Annotated in this window: 17 protein-coding genes; all 17 read right to left on the reverse strand. The window is 39.8% G+C overall.

What is annotated here, in order from left to right; all coding sequences use genetic code 11:
• Nucleotides 1-31: 31 nt before the first annotated feature.
• A complete protein-coding gene (locus H4J57_RS00730) occupies nucleotides 32-874 on the reverse strand; it encodes a MinD/ParA family protein (protein WP_182241671.1) in 843 nt (280 codons plus the stop codon).
• A gap of 113 nt (nucleotides 875-987) precedes the next feature.
• A complete protein-coding gene (gene flhF / locus H4J57_RS00735; RefSeq protein ID WP_182213600.1) occupies nucleotides 988-2562 on the reverse strand; it encodes a flagellar biosynthesis protein FlhF in 1575 nt (524 codons plus the stop codon).
• Nucleotides 2563-2649: 87 nt separating this feature from the next.
• A complete protein-coding gene (flhA, locus tag H4J57_RS00740; RefSeq protein WP_182241672.1) occupies nucleotides 2650-4752 on the reverse strand; it encodes a flagellar biosynthesis protein FlhA in 2103 nt (700 codons plus the stop codon).
• Nucleotides 4753-4879: 127 nt separating this feature from the next.
• A complete protein-coding gene (gene flhB, locus H4J57_RS00745) occupies nucleotides 4880-6010 on the reverse strand; it encodes a flagellar biosynthesis protein FlhB (RefSeq protein ID WP_182241673.1) in 1131 nt (376 codons plus the stop codon).
• Complete coding sequence (fliR, locus tag H4J57_RS00750) at nucleotides 6010-6792, reverse strand: flagellar biosynthetic protein FliR (protein WP_070374622.1); 783 nt, start codon at nucleotides 6790-6792, stop codon at nucleotides 6010-6012. Before fliR ends, flhB begins: the two co-directional genes overlap by 1 nt.
• Nucleotides 6792-7061 carry a flagellar biosynthesis protein FliQ gene (gene fliQ / locus H4J57_RS00755; RefSeq protein ID WP_070374623.1) on the reverse strand — a complete coding sequence of 90 codons (270 nt, stop codon included), beginning with the start codon at nucleotides 7059-7061 and terminating at the stop codon, nucleotides 6792-6794. The genes fliR and fliQ overlap by 1 nt, the downstream gene beginning before the upstream one ends.
• Nucleotides 7061-7870: a flagellar type III secretion system pore protein FliP gene (fliP, locus tag H4J57_RS00760; RefSeq protein WP_182202776.1), complete on the reverse strand. Its 810-nt coding sequence runs from the start codon at nucleotides 7868-7870 to the stop codon at nucleotides 7061-7063. The genes fliQ and fliP overlap by 1 nt, the downstream gene beginning before the upstream one ends.
• Nucleotides 7871-7923: 53 nt before the next feature.
• Nucleotides 7924-8418 carry a flagellar biosynthetic protein FliO gene (gene fliO / locus H4J57_RS00765; RefSeq protein WP_070374624.1) on the reverse strand — a complete coding sequence of 165 codons (495 nt, stop codon included), beginning with the start codon at nucleotides 8416-8418 and terminating at the stop codon, nucleotides 7924-7926.
• A gap of 5 nt (nucleotides 8419-8423) precedes the next feature.
• The gene (gene fliN / locus H4J57_RS00770) at nucleotides 8424-8813 is read right to left on the reverse strand and encodes a flagellar motor switch protein FliN (RefSeq protein WP_070374625.1); all 390 of its coding nucleotides are present in this window, start codon (nucleotides 8811-8813) and stop codon (nucleotides 8424-8426) included.
• Nucleotides 8814-8864: 51 nt separating this feature from the next.
• Nucleotides 8865-9935, reverse strand: a complete 1071-nt coding sequence (gene fliM, locus H4J57_RS00775) for a flagellar motor switch protein FliM (protein ID WP_182230035.1) — start codon at nucleotides 9933-9935, stop codon at nucleotides 8865-8867.
• A gap of 43 nt (nucleotides 9936-9978) precedes the next feature.
• On the reverse strand, nucleotides 9979-10527 hold the full coding sequence (gene fliL, locus H4J57_RS00780) for a flagellar basal body-associated protein FliL (protein ID WP_182241674.1): 549 nt from the start codon (nucleotides 10525-10527) through the stop codon (nucleotides 9979-9981).
• Nucleotides 10528-10616: 89 nt separating this feature from the next.
• The gene (locus H4J57_RS00785; protein ID WP_182241675.1) at nucleotides 10617-12734 is read right to left on the reverse strand and encodes a flagellar hook-length control protein FliK; all 2118 of its coding nucleotides are present in this window, start codon (nucleotides 12732-12734) and stop codon (nucleotides 10617-10619) included.
• 133 nt (nucleotides 12735-12867) lie between these two features.
• Nucleotides 12868-13314, reverse strand: coding sequence for a flagellar export protein FliJ (gene fliJ, locus H4J57_RS00790; RefSeq protein ID WP_070374629.1), 447 nt, complete (start codon nucleotides 13312-13314; stop codon nucleotides 12868-12870).
• Between the two features lie 66 nt (nucleotides 13315-13380).
• Nucleotides 13381-14751, reverse strand: a complete 1371-nt coding sequence (fliI, locus tag H4J57_RS00795) for a flagellar protein export ATPase FliI (RefSeq protein ID WP_070374630.1) — start codon at nucleotides 14749-14751, stop codon at nucleotides 13381-13383.
• 30 nt (nucleotides 14752-14781) lie between these two features.
• Entirely contained in the window at nucleotides 14782-15576 is a 795-nt protein-coding gene (gene fliH, locus H4J57_RS00800) for a flagellar assembly protein FliH (protein WP_182241676.1), read from the reverse strand.
• 45 nt (nucleotides 15577-15621) lie between these two features.
• Nucleotides 15622-16671, reverse strand: coding sequence for a flagellar motor switch protein FliG (gene fliG, locus H4J57_RS00805; protein WP_070374632.1), 1050 nt, complete (start codon nucleotides 16669-16671; stop codon nucleotides 15622-15624).
• Entirely contained in the window at nucleotides 16664-18385 is a 1722-nt protein-coding gene (fliF, locus tag H4J57_RS00810; protein ID WP_070374633.1) for a flagellar basal-body MS-ring/collar protein FliF, read from the reverse strand. Before fliF ends, fliG begins: the two co-directional genes overlap by 8 nt.
• Nucleotides 18386-18448 lie beyond the last annotated feature (63 nt).

Below are 18448 nucleotides of genomic sequence, written 5' to 3' on the forward strand. Positions count from 1 at the left end.
ACAACGTACTCATACCTGATTACTATTGTTATTAATGTTCTAACAATTGCTCAATAAAAAACTCTAAATGACCTGATGCTTGTTTAGGCACCGGCCATTTAATTAAATTACCTGCTAAAGATTTAAAAGCAACCGCTGCAGGCGATTGTGGATAAGCTTCAACAATTACTTTTTGTTTTCTAACGGAATTTCTTATATTTTCGTCAAATGGAATGACTGCTACTAGTTCAAGTGCAACATCTAAAAATCGATCGGTAACTTTAGAAAGCTTACCAAAGAGTTGCTGTCCTTCTCTTGGCGTTCTCACCATGTTAGCAACAACTTTAAATTTAAATACGCCATGATCTCGACTTAATAATTTCATTAAGGCGTAGCAATCAGTAATAGAGGTTGGTTCATCACAGACCACTAACATCACATCTTGTGAGGCACGGCAAAAGCTTAGTACCATGTCGGAAATACCGGCTGCAGTGTCAACAATAAGTACATCAAACTTTGTGTTCATATCACTAAAAGCGCGAATTAAACCCGCATGTTCAGCAGGCGTTAAATCGACCATAGATTGTGAACCAGACGTAGCAGGAATGATATTAATACCAGCGGGACCTTCAATAATTATATCGTCTAATTCACATTCGCCAGAAAGCACATGTGATAAGTTACGTTTTACCCGCAAACCTAGCATAACATCGACATTAGCCAAGCCTAAATCGGCATCTAAAACTAAAACTCGTTGTCCTAATTGTCCAAGTGCAATAGCGGTATTAAGCGAAACGTTAGTTTTACCTACTCCGCCTTTACCTCCAGATACAGCAATGACTTTTACCGGTGCTGAATTTTGCATTTTTCTTAAGCCACTTGCTTGATCATTCATTTATCGTATTTCTCTACTTTCTTACGAATAGCTATCAATTTAATTTAGTATAACCCTATAATCATTTAATCTGCATATTTTTATAGCTTCAAAATTCACATATTTAGAACAAGTTATGGAAATACAGCTGTATTAGCACTCATCGGTGCTGTTCGCCAATTTATTGGATTATTAATTTGATTTTTCGCGCTCATTTTATCTGCTAGCGTAACGAGTTTTTCAGCATTTGCAACTTTAATATCTTCAGGAACTCTTTGTCCATCCGTTAAGTAGCCTATCGCTAAACCGTTTTGAATCGAAGTGGAAATTATTTCTCCTATGCTAAGGCTTTCATCAAGTTTAGTATAAATACAGCCAGCTAAAGGTACTTTTTTAAAGCGATCAACATTTTCTTGCATAACTCGTTGCTGAGTATTAGCAGCTAACACTAAATAGTTGCGAATTCTGACCCTTGCATTAGAAACTAAAGTAGTTAGGTGTTTAGCTAAACGCATATCACGTTGCCCCATACCTGCAGTATCAATAAGTATCAGTTTCTTTTTGGAGAACTGTTGCAACAATGTATCTAAGGTTTTTGCATCACCAGCAAGCTTTACATCACAACCAATAATTCGGCCGTAAGTGGCTAATTGTTCAAATCCAGCAATACGGTAGTTATCTGTTGAGATCATCACCACTTGGTCTGCGCCATGAATCTGAGCAAACCGCGCCGCGAGTTTAGCTACGGTAGTTGTTTTACCTACGCCGGTAGGTCCCACTAATGAAACCACGCCACCACGATGAATAATGTCATTATTAGTGGTATTAATTTGTTGGCTGATAAATTTCTTCGCTAATAACCAAGTATCTTGGTCATTTTTTTGTGCTGGAATATAACCTGCAATTTGATCTGAAACTTGTTCGCTCATACCCAAAGACATTAGTCGATTAACCAACATCGCACGAGCGGGATCTTTTTGCGCCATATCCTGCCACATTAACCCCGAAATTTGATGTTCTAGTAATTCACGAATAGAAGACATTTCGTGTTTCATTTTCTCTAAGTCGGCGTTATTTACATTTTGTGGCGGTAAGCCATCGCTTACTAAAGACTGTGCTTGGTTCATCACCGGCTGTTGATATGAGTCGCTTGATTGTTCATCACCTTGTTCTTGGCTATTTTGCTCTAAACGGTCGGTGAAGCTTTTAAATTGCTGCTCAATATTGCTTGACGGTGTTGGCGTTGAAACTTGCGCTGAGTTATTTGGATTATTTAGCTTAGCGGCTGCCTGGACGATTTTATCATGCTGAGCTTGATTAATACCTTGACCAATATTTGCAGGTGCTTGCTGAACTTGACGACTTAATAAAGCCGCTAAACTGTCTGAGGGTAAGCGGGTATCTTCTGCTGCCGAGTTGTGCGAAACACTAGGACTGGTCAAAGGATTATTTTGTCTAATATTGACCACATCATTGTCAATCGAACGGTCAAAACTGTTTGTTGCTTGCGCTGTTGAGTTGTTTTCAGGAGAATTTTGCATTACGGGTTGTGCTGCCTTAATTTCTACGTTGTTGTCAACCGCAGCCATTAGTTCAACGCCTTCAGGTACGCGTTTATTTGACATAATCACAGCGTCAGCACCTAGCTCGTCTTTGATTTGTGTCAGCGCACTTCTCATATCTTTTGCTACAAAACGTTTAATTTTCAAAACTAACCCCTTATCAACTGCAATCGCTGTTAATGACTTATTCATTTAACCGCAAATATTTTCTGCTGCTCATTACTGATATCGTAATTATTGACCTATGGCGCTTACTATTTTTATCTGCTTATCATCAGGAATTTCTTGGTATGAAATCACCCGCAAGCCTGGAATAGTATATTTAACAAATTTAGCCAGTACCGCTCTTAAAATCCCTGAGGTTAACAATATTGGCGTATCACCCGCCATTTCTTGTTGTTGAGCACCATCAGCTAATGATTTCTGTAACCGTTCTGCTAAACCTGGTTCAATGCCAGCACCATCGTCGCCAGCCATTTGCATAGACTGGTGCAACATCTGTTCCAACTCTGGCGCCAAAGTTATGACAGGTACCTCAGTCACGGGTCCCACTAACTCTTGAACAATGAATTTACGCAAGGTAATACGAACAGCGGCGGTTAAAATTTCAGGGTCTTGGGACTTAGGACCATATTCAACTAACGTTTGAATAATACTGCGCATATCACGAACAGCAACACCTTCATTCATTAGGTTTTGTAGTACTTTAACCAAAGTACCCAGTGATAAAACATCAGGGATGAACCCTTCAATTAATTTAGGATAATTTTTGCCTAGCATATCAAGAAGGTTTTGTACTTCTTCATGACCAAGTAACTGTGCCGCGTTATTTGTTAGTATTTGACTTAAATGAGTGGCAAGGACAGTTGATGCGTCAACCACGGTATAGCCTAAAGACTGAGCATGTTCGCGTTGTGCTGGTTTTATCCATACCGCTTCTAGTCCAAAAGCAGGATCGATTGTTGCCACGCCGTCAAGTTTGCCAAACACTTGCCCTGGATTTATCGCTAATTCATGATCGTGTCTAATTTCAGCTTCACCGATAGTCACGCCCATTAATGATATTTGATAAACATTAGGGTCTAAATCAAGATTATCGCGAATATGTACCGCTGGCACTAGAAAGCCAAATTCTTGGGAAAGTTTTTTACGAACACCTTTAATACGGTTAAGGAGTTCCCCACCTTGAGATTTATCTACTAGAGGTATTAGGCGATAACCAATTTCTAAGCCGATAATGTCAACATGGTTAACATCGTCCCAACCTAAGTCTTTTACTTCTGCTTCTTGTTGCTGGGTTTCAACCTGTTCAGCATCTGACTTATCCGCTAATTGTTTTTCTTTGGCAATTTTATACTTTCCACTTAAAAAGGCGGTTCCAGCGATCATGAAAGCAAAGAATAAAAACGCAAAGTGTGGCATGCCCGGAATAACCCCCATGACAAACATAACGGCGGCAGCAATATACAAAGAACGTTCTTGACCTAATTGGCTGCTGACTTGCTCGCCCATGTCTTGAGAGGTGTTTTGTCGTGTAACAACAATCGCCGTACCTACCGATAAAAGTAGACCTGGAATTTGCGCAACTAGGCCATCTCCAATCGTTAATAAGGTGTATATTTCAACCGCTCTGTCAAAGCTTAAATCATGCTGTACCATACCGATAACGAGTCCACCGATAATATTAATCAATAAAATTAATATGCCGGCAACTGCATCACCTTTAACAAACTTACTGGCACCATCCATAGAGCCATAGAAATCAGCTTCACTGGTGACTTCGATACGTCTTTCTCTTGCTTGGTCAGCAGTAATAAAGCCAGCATTCAAATCAGCATCGATTGCCATTTGCTTACCGGGCATAGCATCGAGAGTAAAGCGCGCGGTTACTTCAGCAATACGCCCTGCACCTTTAGTAACAACCACAAAGTTAATAATAATTAAGATAACAAAAACCACTAAACCAACCGCATAGTTACCACCAATAACCACAGAGCCAAAGGCTTCAATAACTTTACCAGCAGCATCAGGCCCTTCATGGCCTTCAAGTAGCACTACTCGTGTACTCGCGACATTTAGTGCTAAACGTAAAATAGTGGCAATTAACAGTACGGCAGGAAAAGAGCCAAATTCAAGAGGTTTTAAGGTATAAACGGTGATCAGTAATACCACCAAAGATAAGGCAATATTAAAAGAAAAAAGTATATCGAGTAAAAATGCCGGCATAGGTAAAATAACCATACCAAGCGCCGCCATGATTAATATTGGCGTACCTAAACCAGAAAATAGGTTTATTTTACTTTTTTTGAACTCTTTAAATGAAGCAATTAACTGCATATTACTCTTATGATATTTTTTTGACGCATACCATGAAATAGCAATAAGTAGACCAACGTCGATTAAAAATAATTAGAGTGATGAATAAATCGACAAAAAATATTTAACTTAATGATTATAAATAGTATTAATATTTGAATTCATCGGGGATAGGAAGATTTTTAGCAATCGGTTTCGGCCTTTTGGCTTTACCTTTTTTATGTTCGTTAAGTTGAAAAATAAAAGCTAACACTTGAGCAACTGCAGCGAAGAGCTCTTCTGGGATTTCTTGATTGGCGTCTGCACTGTAATATAAAGACCGTGCTAATGCCGGAGAAGCAATAATTTCAACATTATTTTCTTTAGCGATAGTACGAATATGCATCGCCATTTCATCAATACCTTTTGCCACTAACATTGGCGCACCACCGGCGGTGACATCATATTTCAACGCAACCGCATAATGGGTAGGATTGGTAATAACCACATCAGAGTCTGGCACTTCTTGCATCATTTTACGCTGTGACATTTCATATTGAGTACGACGAATACGACCTTTGATTTCAGGACTACCCTCTGAATTTTTCATTTCGTCTTTAATTTCTTGCTTTGTCATTTTTAACTGACGGTTGTGATCCCAAGTTTGATAGGGCGCATCAATCGCAGCAATAATACCTACCGATAAGGCTAATGCTAAAAACATCCACTGTAATAAAGTTACCGAGTGCTCTAAACTCAGTGGGATCAGCTCCAAACTAAGACCTAATATCTCTGGAAACAAACTACTTAACAACAGATACGCGACAATAAAAACCACAAAAAATTTCATTAACGACTTGAATAACTCGACTAAAGCTTTTATGCCAAACATACGCTTTAAACCGGCTAAAGGTGACAACTTACTAGCCTTTGGCGCCATAGCCTCAGCAGAAAAACTCATCCCTCCCAACATAGTATTGCCAATAAAAGCGGCGACAATAATAATAGAGAATATCCACAACATTGGCGCTACTAACGAGCCTACCGAGCCCCTAAGCACATTGTATAACGCATGAATGTCCATGACTTCTTCACGGCTCAAGCTAAATGACCGTTTCATAATTCCGGCTAAGCTTTCAGTCAACATACCGCCGACCAGCATTATTGCAACAGCACTCCCCACCAACACAAACATAGTGCCTAAATCTTTTGAACGTGCTATTTGACCTTTTTTTCTCGCATCAGCAATTTTCTTAGCCGTAGGTTCTTCTGTTTTTTCACCGCTACCTGCATCAGCCATTAGTTCGCCTTACAATTTATGAGGTAACAGCTAAAATCGAGTGCCCGTTGCCATTGCAATTCATAATGCGTAAAAAAGTTACCCATCGTTAACCACATAATCAACAAACCAGCACACATAGTTACCGGAAAACCTATCGCAAAAATATTTAATTGCGGAGCTGCTCGCGTCATAACTCCAAAAGAAAAGTTAATCAGTAACATAGCCGTTAGTGGCGCTAATGCTAACGATAACGCGGTAACAAACATCCACTCACCCCATTCAACCACTTCTTTAAATTTATCGGCCGTAAACTTGTACTCCCCGATGGGCAAGGTTTCAAAACTGGCAACAATAAATTGTATATAGGCTAAATGTCCGTCCATCGCCCAAAACATCAGGGTAGATAAAATCAAGAAAAACTGGCCAACTGCAGGAACATTCATGCCACTAACCGGATCAACGAGTGAAGCAAAACCTAAGCCCGTTTGCATGGCAATAATTTGACCCGCTAAGGTAAAAGTATTAAGTACCATAACGGTAACTAGGCCAAGCGCAACACCAATAACCATTTGTTCAAACATAAGCAGCGCCGTTTCAAAAGAAATCAGGCTGCCAACTTGTGTTGGCGGGATTGCTGGCATAACGGCGACCGTTAATGTTACGCACAGAAAAATTTTTACTTTACCTGGAATGATTTTAGAACCAAAGCCAATCATTGCCATAATAAGCGCAGAAATGCGCGCGAAAGGTAAAATAAAGTCAGCAATATATTGCATCACAACTGACTCGGTGAATTCCACTAGCTCACCACACTGGGTATACTTGCAATCAGTCGGATAGTAAAATCCATGAGTTTTTGTACTAACCAATGCCCTCCAAAGATAAGGGCTAAAAGTGTCACGATTAGTCGAGGTAAAAAGCTTAATGTTTGTTCATTAATCGATGTTGCCGCTTGAAATACAGCAACGATTAAGCCGACACACAAACCCGGAATAATAATCGCAGACACCAAAACAATCACTAAAAATAGTGCATCACTGAGTATGTCGACAAAAACTTCTGGATTCATTAAATACTCCCCATGCCATAACTCGTTGCGATAGTCCCTATCACCAAGTTCCAACCATCTACAAGCACAAATAACATTAGCTTAAAGGGCAAAGAAACGATCATCGGCGATAGCATCATCATACCCATTGCCATTAAAATACTAGCAACGACTAAATCAATAATCAAAAAAGGAATAAAGAGCATAAAGCCTATTTGAAAAGCCGTTTTTAACTCGCTAATAATAAAGGCAGGAATAATCACGGTCATGGGTAAATCAGTGGGTTGATCAACTTCAACAATACCCGCCATATTGGCTAAGGTTTGTAGATCTTTAATTCTGGTTTGTTCAAGCATAAACGCTCTTAAAGGAATTTTTGCACTATCTATGGCTTGTACTGATGTCATTTGGTCGGCTAAATAAGGTTCAATCGCTCGTTGATTTATTTCATTATAGACAGGCGTCATAATGAACATGGTCATAAAAAGCGTTAAACCTATAACCACCTGATTAGACGGTGTTTGTTGTAATCCTATCGCTTGTCTTAAAATGGCCATGATCACGACAATACGAGTAAAAGAGGTCATCATAATAATCGCAGCAGGAATAAAGCCTAATGCGGTCATAAACATTAATATTTGCAGGGTTACCGTATATTCTTGTGAACCGTCAGGGTTAGTGGTCAGCTTCAATGCCGACATACCTAAATCGTCAGCGGCTAATACCGTTTGACTGGCAAAAAAAGCAACAAGGAGGAAAAATAAAAAAATAAAACCTTTTACAGAAAATAAACGGGTCAGTAAATTTTCGAGTGGATTTCTTTTTGCCATTGCGTTAGCAGAACATTGCGCCGTTTTAGCACCATCGTTTAATATCGAGTCTTTCATGAGTATTTTTCACTATTGGCTTTATTCGCAGAATTACGGCTAAAGCGTGCTAATGTTTGGCTAAGTTCTATCGGCACACCACTTTTAACTTCAATAGGTTCGGCTAGCGTATCAAGTATATTAATTTGTTGACCGGTAACACCGAGTAACAATTGTTTTTTACCCACTTGCACCACCACTAATCGTTCTTTGGAGCCTAAATTTAAACTAGTCACCACTTTCAAACCATTTACTGACGTACCTCCTACTTGAAGCTTTTTTAATAGCCAAGCAACAATAACAATAGCAACGAGTACCGCCAATAATGAAACGATCATGCTACCGGCATCAATATTACCCATAACATGTCGTCCTACTTCAACGGTCGCCGGTGCTGTTTGCGCTATCACGGGAGCGTCGTCTGTTTCAACGACGGTTGTTGCGACGATACTTTCTTGAGCATGGCCCAAAAAAGTAAGTAAGCTTAACAAGCTAAAAAGTAAAAAACGCATCAGTATTACTTCAACTTTTTAATACGTTCAATTTGGCTAATAACATCGGTTAATCGAATACCAAACTTATCGTTTACCACAACAACTTCACCATGCGCGATTAACGTACCATTGACCAATACATCGAGGGATTCACCCGCAACTCGGTCAAGCTCAACAACAGAGCCTTGGTTTAACTGTAATAAATTACGAATGCTAATATGACTACGTCCAACTTCCATTGAAATAGTCACCGGAATATCTAAAATCGCATCCAGTTTACGTTTTTCATCACCCGTTATTGGTGCATCTTCTTCAAGCTCTTCTAACTCAACAGTTTCGGCTTTGGCTGCAGCTTCGGCTTGTTCATCCATCGCTTCATCCCACATGCCTAAATCATCGTCTTTATCACTCATGCCATTGGCCTCAAATTTATTTTTTTGTTTACTGCTGCTTTAATAAAATTATTAATAATCGAAATCGTCTTCTAAAAGATGTAATTCAGCGTCGCTATCTAAGCGCTTACCCCCTTTAGTTAATATCGTTAATTCGTTTTTCACTGATTCAGGACGTTTAATTTTTTCAGATATTTTAATCGCAACATTATCGCGACTACGGCCTAATTTTGCTCTAAACGACGGTAAACCTTCAATTAATACCGTAATATGTTCTGGCATCTCAATAGGAATAATATCGCCCTTCTCTAAGTCCATAATCTTTTGTAAAGGTAGGTCTACAGAGATAAATTTAGTGGTTAATTCAACGGGAACGTCCATTATTTCATCGCGTAGGGCTTTCGACCATCGCATGTCGGTATCTTCTTTATCACTTTGTACACCGGCATCAAGTAGCTCACGGATAGGTTCGAGCATTGAGTAAGGCAAAGCAATGTGAAAATCACCACCACCACCATCAAGTTCAATATGAAAAGAGCTGATCACTACCACTTCGGTAGGACTAACAATATTGGCCATCGACGGGTTAACTTCAGAATCTAAATACTCAAAAGAGACATCCATCACGGGTGACCAAGCTTCTTTGTAATCTTCAAAAATTAACTTTAACAGCATTTGAATAATACGACGCTCTGTTGGCGTAAATTCACGACCTTCAATTTTTGCATGATAGCGACCATCGCCACCAAAAAAATTATCGACTAAAATAAAGACCAGCCGTGCTTCCATGGTAATTAATGCAGTGCCTTTTAATGGCCGAAAACGTACCATATTTAAGCTTGTTGGCACGAATAAGGTATGAACATATTCGCCAAACTTGATCATCTGAATACCATTAATTGATACTTCAGCAGTGCGGCGCATCATATTAAATAAACTGATACGCATATGGCGTGCAAAACGTTCGTTAACCATTTCCAGTGTTGGCATCCGGCCACGAACAATGCGATCTTGTGATGAAAAGTCATAGTCAGACGTGCCGCCAGCTTCACGGGCAAAGTCTTCAACTAGCTCCTCTTCTTCAACGTCATCAACACCGTGTAATAGCGCATCAATTTCGTCTTGAGATAATAAATCACTCACTGAATAGTCTCTTTAATTAAATGCATTGTTTTATCGCATAGCCTTATTGCATTACAAAACCGGTAAATAATACTTTTTCAACCACATTGCTACCTTCAACTTCTTTCATAATTTTATGAACTGCTACTAAAGATTTCTGTTTCAATGAGGTTTTTCCGGCACTGGTTGCTAAATCATCGGCATTTGATTGAGAAAAAGTCGCTAGTAAAGTACTTTCAATTAATGGTACATGCTTCTTTGCCGCTTCTTCATTATCAGCGCCACGTACTAATAACTGTACTCTGATTTCTACAAATCTGTCGCGGGCAGCGCCGGGAACATTAAAGCGAAAAGGTCTTGGCATAGGTACATAAAGCGCAGAGCCTGTACTGGCACTAACACTTTCAGCGGCTTCGCCTTCACTGGCACTATCACCGTCTAGCTCAGCATCAAGTTGCTCTTGAGAAACAGCATCATCTCCAGCCAGAAAAAAATAAGCCGCTCCACCGCCAACAGCCAATATCACAACAGCAGCAATGATAATGATCATCTTTTTTCTTTTGCCTTTACCGTCTAATTCTAATTCTTTACCTTCGCCTTTATCATCAGCCATCATCAAGCCTTTATTATCTATTTAAATGTTAAAATTACTTTCAGTCAACTATATCGTTGAATGGTCAGCGAGCCAATGAGTTTTGTCATTTATGCGTAGTAATCTATACCAGTTGACGAACCTTTAACCAAATTTAGTGTTTGAGTATCACTTAAATCTGAAAATTCATTCTCGTTACCGTCACCACCACCTTGGCGACCTTCACCGAGTTCTTCTTCATTATTATTTTGCTTACTTTGCTGTTCGACATTCGCATCACCGACATTGACGCCACTTTCAGCAAGCATCTCTTTTAATCGCCCTAAATTTTGATCGAACGCTTCTTTAGCTTGCTGATTTTGAACAGTAAAATTAACAACCGCCTGCTCATTTTGCATATTTATTTTTACGTTCACATTACCTAATTCTTGTGGGTCAAGACGAATTTCAACCTGCTGAAGCTTTTGGTTCATCATTACCATGACTTTATCATTCAATGCACCAGTAAAGTCTTTACGGTATACCGATAAGGCTTCATTTTGTAACGCTGTCACTTGCTTGGCATTTGTTGCTGATTGAGCCGTTGATTGCACATGGTCACTGGTTAATTTAGTGATCATTTCCTCCGCAGAAGCCGTAGATTTGGTTACTTCATTATTGGCTCGATGCATATCTCTATTAAGAGTATTCTCAATACTTGTACTGACTTGTTTCTTATCAAATATTTCATTAATAGTTTTTTCTTTGACTTGAGCATCATTGTTAGCCACTTTATCAAGCTGAGTTAAGCTTTGTGCCTGTTTTTGGTTTTGTTGCTCTGCCGACTGATCTTTAGCTGGCTCTTTAAATTGTTCACCGGCATTTAAATTTTGTATTTCAAGGGGTTTCTGGTTTACCTGATTAACCCCACGACTATTATTTGCATTATTTTCCTGAGCTTGTTTTTCACCTGGAACAGCTACGCTTGAAAAAACAACATTATCCGTATTGACCTTATCAGCATCAATTGCTATTTCGTTATCCAAGCTTTCATTTTTAAGGGTTACAGGCAATACCGCTCCGGCCAACTCTTTATCGACCGACGCTTTACTATTGCTGATACTTTGATTACTTTTGTCAGGAATTACAGCTTTGTCCTGATTGGCGTTAAGTGCAGCTTTAATTTGTTCAAGTTCAGTATCCGTAGGCGCTTTTTCCATATCCGCTAATAGCGCTTCAAGATCACTTAAAGGCATCGCCTGTTTCGGTACATTATTGGTTTTATCTACAATAGGCTCTGCTTTTAACGACGTTTCGCTTTGAGCAGGAGGAACGGTTTGAGTGGAAAGTTGGCTATTAACATTCGTTGTTTTTAGCGAGGGTTCTTGTCCTTCACTGTTTGTTTTTTTCTCCAATAATGAAGATAAGGCTAATTCAGCCTCCCCTTGCACAACTTTATCAGCAACGACTTTGGGTTCGCTAGCTAGGTCAACTTTCTTTGATGGCATTTCACTGTTAACCGTTACTGGAACGGTTAATGATTTAGCTAACTCTGGCTCAACGCTAACTTTTGCTAAGGTATTATCACTGGTCGCTACATTTTCTTGGGTATTGCCACCAAGCACTTGCCTTAACATTGCTGCTAACTGTGTTTTTTCTTGTTGATTACTACCAGCCACAACTATTGATGGTTTTTCATTAAGTTGTGATGGTATCGCACCGTCATTTTTCACCGTATCATTTAATAGTTGTTGTGACGCAGATAACAACGACATTAATTGCTCGGTACTTTTATCTGTATTTTCAGGTGCGCTGGAATTAGTATCAAGATTAATTAATCCGCTAGCTTTGTGTTCCGGTGTCTCTTGTTGGCTATTTTCTACTCGAACATTTTTTTCACTAGTCGCTGTATCATCATAAGGCAATCTTTCTGAAGCTTCGCTTTGGTTAATTTCTGTATTAACGTTCTCATCAGAAACTCCACCCATTTCCTTTTCTTTTGGTTGCACATCCGTTGTGGAAGATTTTCCTTGGGGTGCTTTCTTTTCAGCATTAATTTCGCTAGCAAGTTTCATGTTATTGCCACTTGCCTGTTGCTTTTTGCCGCTTTGTTGACTTTGATAATGCTGGTCAACCATTTGTGCAAAATCTTTAGATGAATTTTTGGATGTGCTAATCGCTCCTGACTGAACAGGGCTAAAGTCCTTACTTGGCGAAATATCTATGGCTAATGGAGTAACTTGCGGCATAGTAAACCTTTTTATTTCAATGGTAAATTTGAGCTATATTTACAATGATGACAACGTCGTTTATTGCGAATACTTTTTATATTAGTTAAACAAGCAAGTATTGTTCCACTTAGAAATTACAATTTAATTCACTTTATCCCCGCATTTTACGACGGACAAATTGTTGAGTAGCAATTTCATCAAACATTTTTTGTTCTTGCTTGTTAGCGATAAGAGTCAGCGCTTGTGTTTTTTTATCAAGCAATAGTTCTACCGCTTGAATTTTCTGTCGCTGAGCTAGCCAGAGCTGTTTGCTCTTTTCCACCATCGCCTTACTCTGCATAATAGCAATATCAACTTGCCCAGCTGCATAGTCGAGCTTGGCAATAAAGGCATGAAAATGACTAAACGTCGCGCTATCAATACCCACCATAGAGCGAGCATTCAAACGTTTCATATATTCAAGACGATAGTCACTGACACTTTGTAAACGTTCAAGATTTTGTTGGTATTCAAATTCAGCAGTTTGCAGTGCTTGCGCTGCTTTTTTTTCTTTATCCTGTTCATAGCGATGTAAGGTATTCAGTTGCTTTAATGGCATAACGTCCTCCTAGATAATGCTAAACAGCTAATAAATTTTTCGAAAATAGTGTTAACGTTATTATGTTTAGGCATTTTGCTGGCCTTGTTTTGCTTGCGCGTGTGCTTGCGCTGCAGAAAGTATTTCTTGAAGTTGCGTTAAGCTTTGATCATAAGGAATAATTTCCAACATTTTTTGTTGTAGGAAGAACTTGATCACCGGCATTAAATCAATGGATTGATCAATGCGAGGATCATTACCACGGCTATAAGCGCCAATAGCAATCAAATCTTTATTTTGCTGGTATAGTGAGTAGACTTGCTTTAGTTGCCGAGCAAGTTGTTGATGCTCATCACTGGTCACCATCGGCATAACACGGCTAATCGAGCCTTCAATATCAACAGCGGGGTAATGCCCTGAATCGGCTAAGGCACGAGATAAAACAATATGTCCATCTAAAATAGCACGCGCCGCATCAGCAATAGGATCTTGTAAATCATCACCTTCGGTTAATACGGTGAAAAATGCGGTAATTGATCCCTGACCATCGCCACCATTACCGGCTCGTTCAACCAGTTGGGGTAACTTTGAAAAGACCGAAGGCGGATAACCTTTGGTTGCCGGTGGTTCGCCGACAGCCAGTGCTATTTCTCGTTGCGCTTGGGCATAACGCGTTAGCGAGTCAACCAGTAGCAAGACATTCAGACCTTGATCACGAAAGTACTCAGCAATTTGTACCGCAGTTTCACAGCCTTTTAAACGCATTAATGGCGAATTATCGGCAGGCGCCGCAACAACAACTGAACGTGCTCGCCCTTCTTCGCCTAAAATTTCTTCGATAAACTCTTTAACTTCTCGACCACGTTCGCCAATTAGCCCCACAACGATAACATCAGCAGTTGTGCCGCGTGTCATCATACCTAACAAGACACTTTTACCGACACCTGAGCCGGCAAATAAGCCCATACGCTGACCAATACCAACCGTTAAAAAACTATTAATAGCGCGCACACCGACATCAAGCGGTTCAGTGATACCACGCCTTGATAACGGATTAATCGGCTTATTGTTTATTTGATAATTGCCTGAGTTCTTGATTGGCCCTTTGCCGTCGAGTGGTTTACCAACACCGTCAACGACTCGGCCAAGTAAATCCATTGAAAAGGGTAAGCGAGCTTTAGTTGTCAGTGGCACAACGCGCGCACCCGGTAAAACACCTTGTAAGCTTTGCTCTGGCATTAGAAAAGTTATGTCTTTAGAAAAACCAACAATTTCAGCGATTAAATCGCCTTGTGCCGTTTCGACTAAACATTGGCTACCAACTGCCGCTTTTACGCCAACAGCTTCAAGCGTTAATCCGACTACTCGGACTAAACGCCCAGCAACAGAGACTTTATGCGGGTGCACAAATTCTTGGCAGTTTTTTAGTCTTTCATTAAGGCGAGAAATATCAACCATAGCGGTATTTTGACTCTTTTGTACAAGAAATTACTGATGTAGTGCATCTTGCAAAAACGAGTCCAATACTTCTTTTATTCGAGATTTAACACTCAGGTCGATATTAGAGGTGCTATTTTCAATTTGACAGCTACCCGGAACTAATTGCGGGGCAGCGAGTAAACGCCAACCTTGTTCTTGCACATGTTTAGCGCCAAATTGCTTTTCAACACGTTTAATATCGTTGGGGTGTAATAAAATTTGCGTTTGCGCTTCTTGGCTAGGTAAAGCTTTTATACCCGCAGAAATCGCAGCAATAATAATATCAGGGTTAGTTTTAGCTTCTTCTAAGGTAATCGCTTCGGTGAGTTCTACGACAAGATGAAGTAATTGTTGTTCAACATTTTTTTCGACATCGAGTAATGGCTTATGAAGCTGTTCAGTAAGTGACGCCCATGCAGCTGATTGTTCATCAATACTTTCTTTTGCTTCGGCTAAGCCGGTTTCAAGCCCTTCTTGGTGACCAAGTACCACACCTTCTTCATGGCCAGAGACTTTACCTTCTTCATAACCTTTAGCAAAACCTTCTTCCTTACCCTGATTAAGGCCTTCATCAAATGCAGCTTGACGAATGTTTTCAATATCTTCTGCCGTTAATGGCGCGATTTCTTCTTCAACAAAATCTTCAGGGGGCTCGAAACGCCAAGCGGCTTTCTTTCCCATAGCATTGGTTGTTTCATCTTTAATTTTATTTTCAGATTCAACCGTCGGCAATGACCAAACATCGGTTTCTTGTTCGGGATTATGTTTAATAACTTCAGCATTCGATTTATTTAATAATTTCATAATATTTTATAACAGTAAGTTTTGACTGACCTAAAAATATAAGGTTTATAAGAACTCATCACCACCACCAGCGCCGCCAAGCATAATTTCTCCAGCGTCAGATAATCGTCGAGCAACAGATAATATTTCTTTTTGTGCGGCTTCAACTTCACTAATACGCACAGGTCCCATAGCTTCAAGGTCATCTGCCAGCATTTCAGCGGCACGTTTGGACATATTAGCCATAATTTTTTCTTTCAGCACATCATCTGCGCCTTTAATTGCTTTCATCAACGCATCTTGTTGTACTTCACGTAATATCGCTTGAATACCACGGTCGTCTACATCGGCAAGGTTTTCGAAAACAAACATCAAGTCTTGAATTTGTTGACTCATCTCTTCGTCATGTTCACGAATTGAATCCATTAGCATACCTTCAACATTGGTATCCAAATAGTTCATAATGTCAGCTGCTGCTTTTAAACCGCCCATTTTAGCGGCTTGTGCACCTGCTTGACCGGCAAACTGTTTTTCCATAATTTCATTAAGTTCTTGTAATGCTGCCGGTTGAACTTCTTCAAGGTTGGCAATACGCATCATTAAATCTAAACGCACTTTTTCGGCAAACTGGCTCATAATTTCAGCCGATTGATCAGGGTCTAAATAGGAAAGTACAATGGTTTGAATTTGAGGATGCTCGTTACGAATAATATTGGCTACTTGTTTTGAGTCCATCCATTTCAATGAATCTAAACCTTTTGCGCCACCTCCCATGACAATTTGATCAATTAAATTACCGGCTTTGTCTTCACCTAATGCTGCAGTTAATGCCTTGCGAACGAATTCTTCACTTTGGAAGCCAATGGTACTGAAGTTTTGTATTTCATGGATAAAGAGCTTATGAACAGCGGTAATTTTTTCTTGGGTGAAATCTTCCATGGCAGCCATAACCATGCCCACTTGTTGAACCTGTTTAGGCTCTAAGTGTTTTAATATTTGCGCGGCATCTTCTTCAGATAAGCTTAGCAATAATATCGCAGCTTTCTCTGCACCATCAAGTTTGTCAACGTCAAAACCCTTAGGTGCAGGGGCTAACTCTTGCATTTCATCACTCATCTTCGTTCAACCAACTTTTAACCACTTGAGAGGAAAGTTCAGGCTCATTAGCAACAAGCGCTCGAACAGCTTTTAGTATATCTTCATCGCGATGTAAATCAGGTAATTGTAAACTACCATCAGGCGCGAAACCTACTGCCGCCGCATCAAAATCTGATGTTAGCATATCCATGGTTTCATCACCCAAATCAATGTGGCTATCAAGTGATTTATCACCGTAGTCATCAGGTGTTTGATCTGGGTTAATAAGACGTTTAAGCATAGGTTTAACAACGGCAAGTATCAATACAATAATGACTAATGCGCCCATGCCTAATTTGAAAAACTTTAATATGTCGGCATTCTCATAGAAAGGAACTTTAGGAGCATCCTCAATAATTTGACGAGAGAATGGCAAGGTAACGACTTCTAATACATCACCACGTTGTAAATTAAAACCAATACTCCCTTGTAATAAGCGACGAATATTTGACATTTCTTCAACAGATCTCGGTGAATCGGTAATCGCGCCTTCAGCATCAGCAGTTGCCAAGTAATCAAGTGCAACAGAAACGCTTACTCGACGAACGACACCTGCTTGTTGTTTTGTATGGCTGATAGCTTCGTCTAATTCATAATTTTTTGTTGATTCAAGGTGTTTACGACCAGGCATTGATCTTTGTTGTGCACCACCATTCGCATTTTCTGGAATATTTGAATCAAGTGGTGGCTGATTGCTTAACGCTCCAGGAATACCACCAAGTAAACCGCCAATCGTGTTGTCTTCGACTTTCATTTCACTGCGCAGTGCCGGTAAATCTGAATTATAACGACGCTGCATTTCTTCACTTGAGGTAAAATCCATAGTCACATTAACTTGTGCGGTGTAGTTCCCTAAGCCAACAACAGGGATGAGTATGCTGTCTATTTTGTTTAAATATTCATTTTCTCTTTTTTTCTCCATTTCAAACTCTTTGCGTGAGCGAGAAGAAACAGAGGTTTGTGAACCTGAATTAAGTAAACGACCATTTTGATCTGTCACTGTAACTCGGTTAGGCTCCATTCCCTGAACGGCAGAAGCAATAATATCAACAACAGAGTCAACTTCTTCTTCAGATAACATCCGCCCTTTACGCATAGTTAGTACCACAGTGCCAGATGCGCTGCGGGTGCGTTTAGCAAAAATATTTTCGCGGGGTATCGCCAGTAAGACTTTTGCTCTAGAGATAGCTTGCAGTTCTTCAATGGTGCGAGCCAATTGCTGCTCACGAGAAAACTTAAGACGTTCTGTTTCAAGGCGCTGGCTGACACCAAAACCCATATCTTGCATAATAATTTCACTACCTTCTGTTGGTTCATCAGATAAACCTTCACGAGCGAGTAAAATTTTAATTTCTTGATATTGATCACTTTGTACTGAAATAGTGTTGTTTGCTTGACGATAATCCACTTGGTTAGCGTCTAGAAAGTCCATTGTTTTGATTAATTGTTCGGTAGGTTGTTTGGCAAGAAATCTATATTCGGCTTGATTTGCCCACATAATAACAAAAACAGCGATAGCTAAACATATTGCTAATGCCATAATTAAGGTGACTTGGCGTAATAAATCGACATTACCCATAGCAGAAGCAAAGCCTGATTTTTGCTCATCAGCCATATTATCAGCACCATCACTTGCCATTAACCCGGTGCCGCCATCGGCAGCAACCATTGAATTATTATCAGTATCAGCCACTTAATTTCTCCACTACCACTTGATTTTATTACGAAATACTATCTATTTTATACTAATGTATTG

Origin of the sequence: Colwellia sp. BRX8-7, from assembly GCF_014077275.1 — a bacterium.
Taxonomy (GTDB): Bacteria; Pseudomonadota; Gammaproteobacteria; order Enterobacterales; family Alteromonadaceae; genus Colwellia_A.

Bases quoted from the DNA above. Each gene is read 5' to 3' on its own strand.
- fliN (WP_070374625.1), bottom strand. From the start codon at position 8,813: ATGAGTGATAAAGACGATGATTTAGGCATGTGGGATGAAGCGATGGAT.
- fliP (WP_182202776.1), bottom strand. From the start codon at position 7,870: ATGGCAAAAAGAAATCCACTCGAAAATTTACTGACCCGTTTATTTTCT.
- fliG (WP_070374632.1), bottom strand. From the start codon at position 16,671: ATGAGTGATGAAATGCAAGAGTTAGCCCCTGCACCTAAGGGTTTTGAC.
- fliJ (WP_070374629.1), bottom strand. From the start codon at position 13,314: ATGCCATTAAAGCAACTGAATACCTTACATCGCTATGAACAGGATAAA.
- fliL (WP_182241674.1), bottom strand. From the start codon at position 10,527: ATGGCTGATGATAAAGGCGAAGGTAAAGAATTAGAATTAGACGGTAAA.
- fliO (WP_070374624.1), bottom strand. From the start codon at position 8,418: ATGCGTTTTTTACTTTTTAGCTTGTTAAGCTTACTTACTTTTTTGGGC.
- flhA (WP_182241672.1), bottom strand. From the start codon at position 4,752: ATGCAGTTAATTGCTTCATTTAAAGAGTTCAAAAAAAGTAAAATAAAC.
- fliI (WP_070374630.1), bottom strand. From the start codon at position 14,751: ATGGTTGATATTTCTCGCCTTAATGAAAGACTAAAAAACTGCCAAGAA.
- fliH (WP_182241676.1), bottom strand. From the start codon at position 15,576: ATGAAATTATTAAATAAATCGAATGCTGAAGTTATTAAACATAATCCC.
- H4J57_RS00730 (WP_182241671.1), bottom strand. From the start codon at position 874: ATGAATGATCAAGCAAGTGGCTTAAGAAAAATGCAAAATTCAGCACCG.
- flhB (WP_182241673.1), bottom strand. From the start codon at position 6,010: ATGGCTGATGCAGGTAGCGGTGAAAAAACAGAAGAACCTACGGCTAAG.
- H4J57_RS00785 (WP_182241675.1), bottom strand. From the start codon at position 12,734: ATGCCGCAAGTTACTCCATTAGCCATAGATATTTCGCCAAGTAAGGAC.
- fliQ (WP_070374623.1), bottom strand. From the start codon at position 7,061: ATGAATCCAGAAGTTTTTGTCGACATACTCAGTGATGCACTATTTTTA.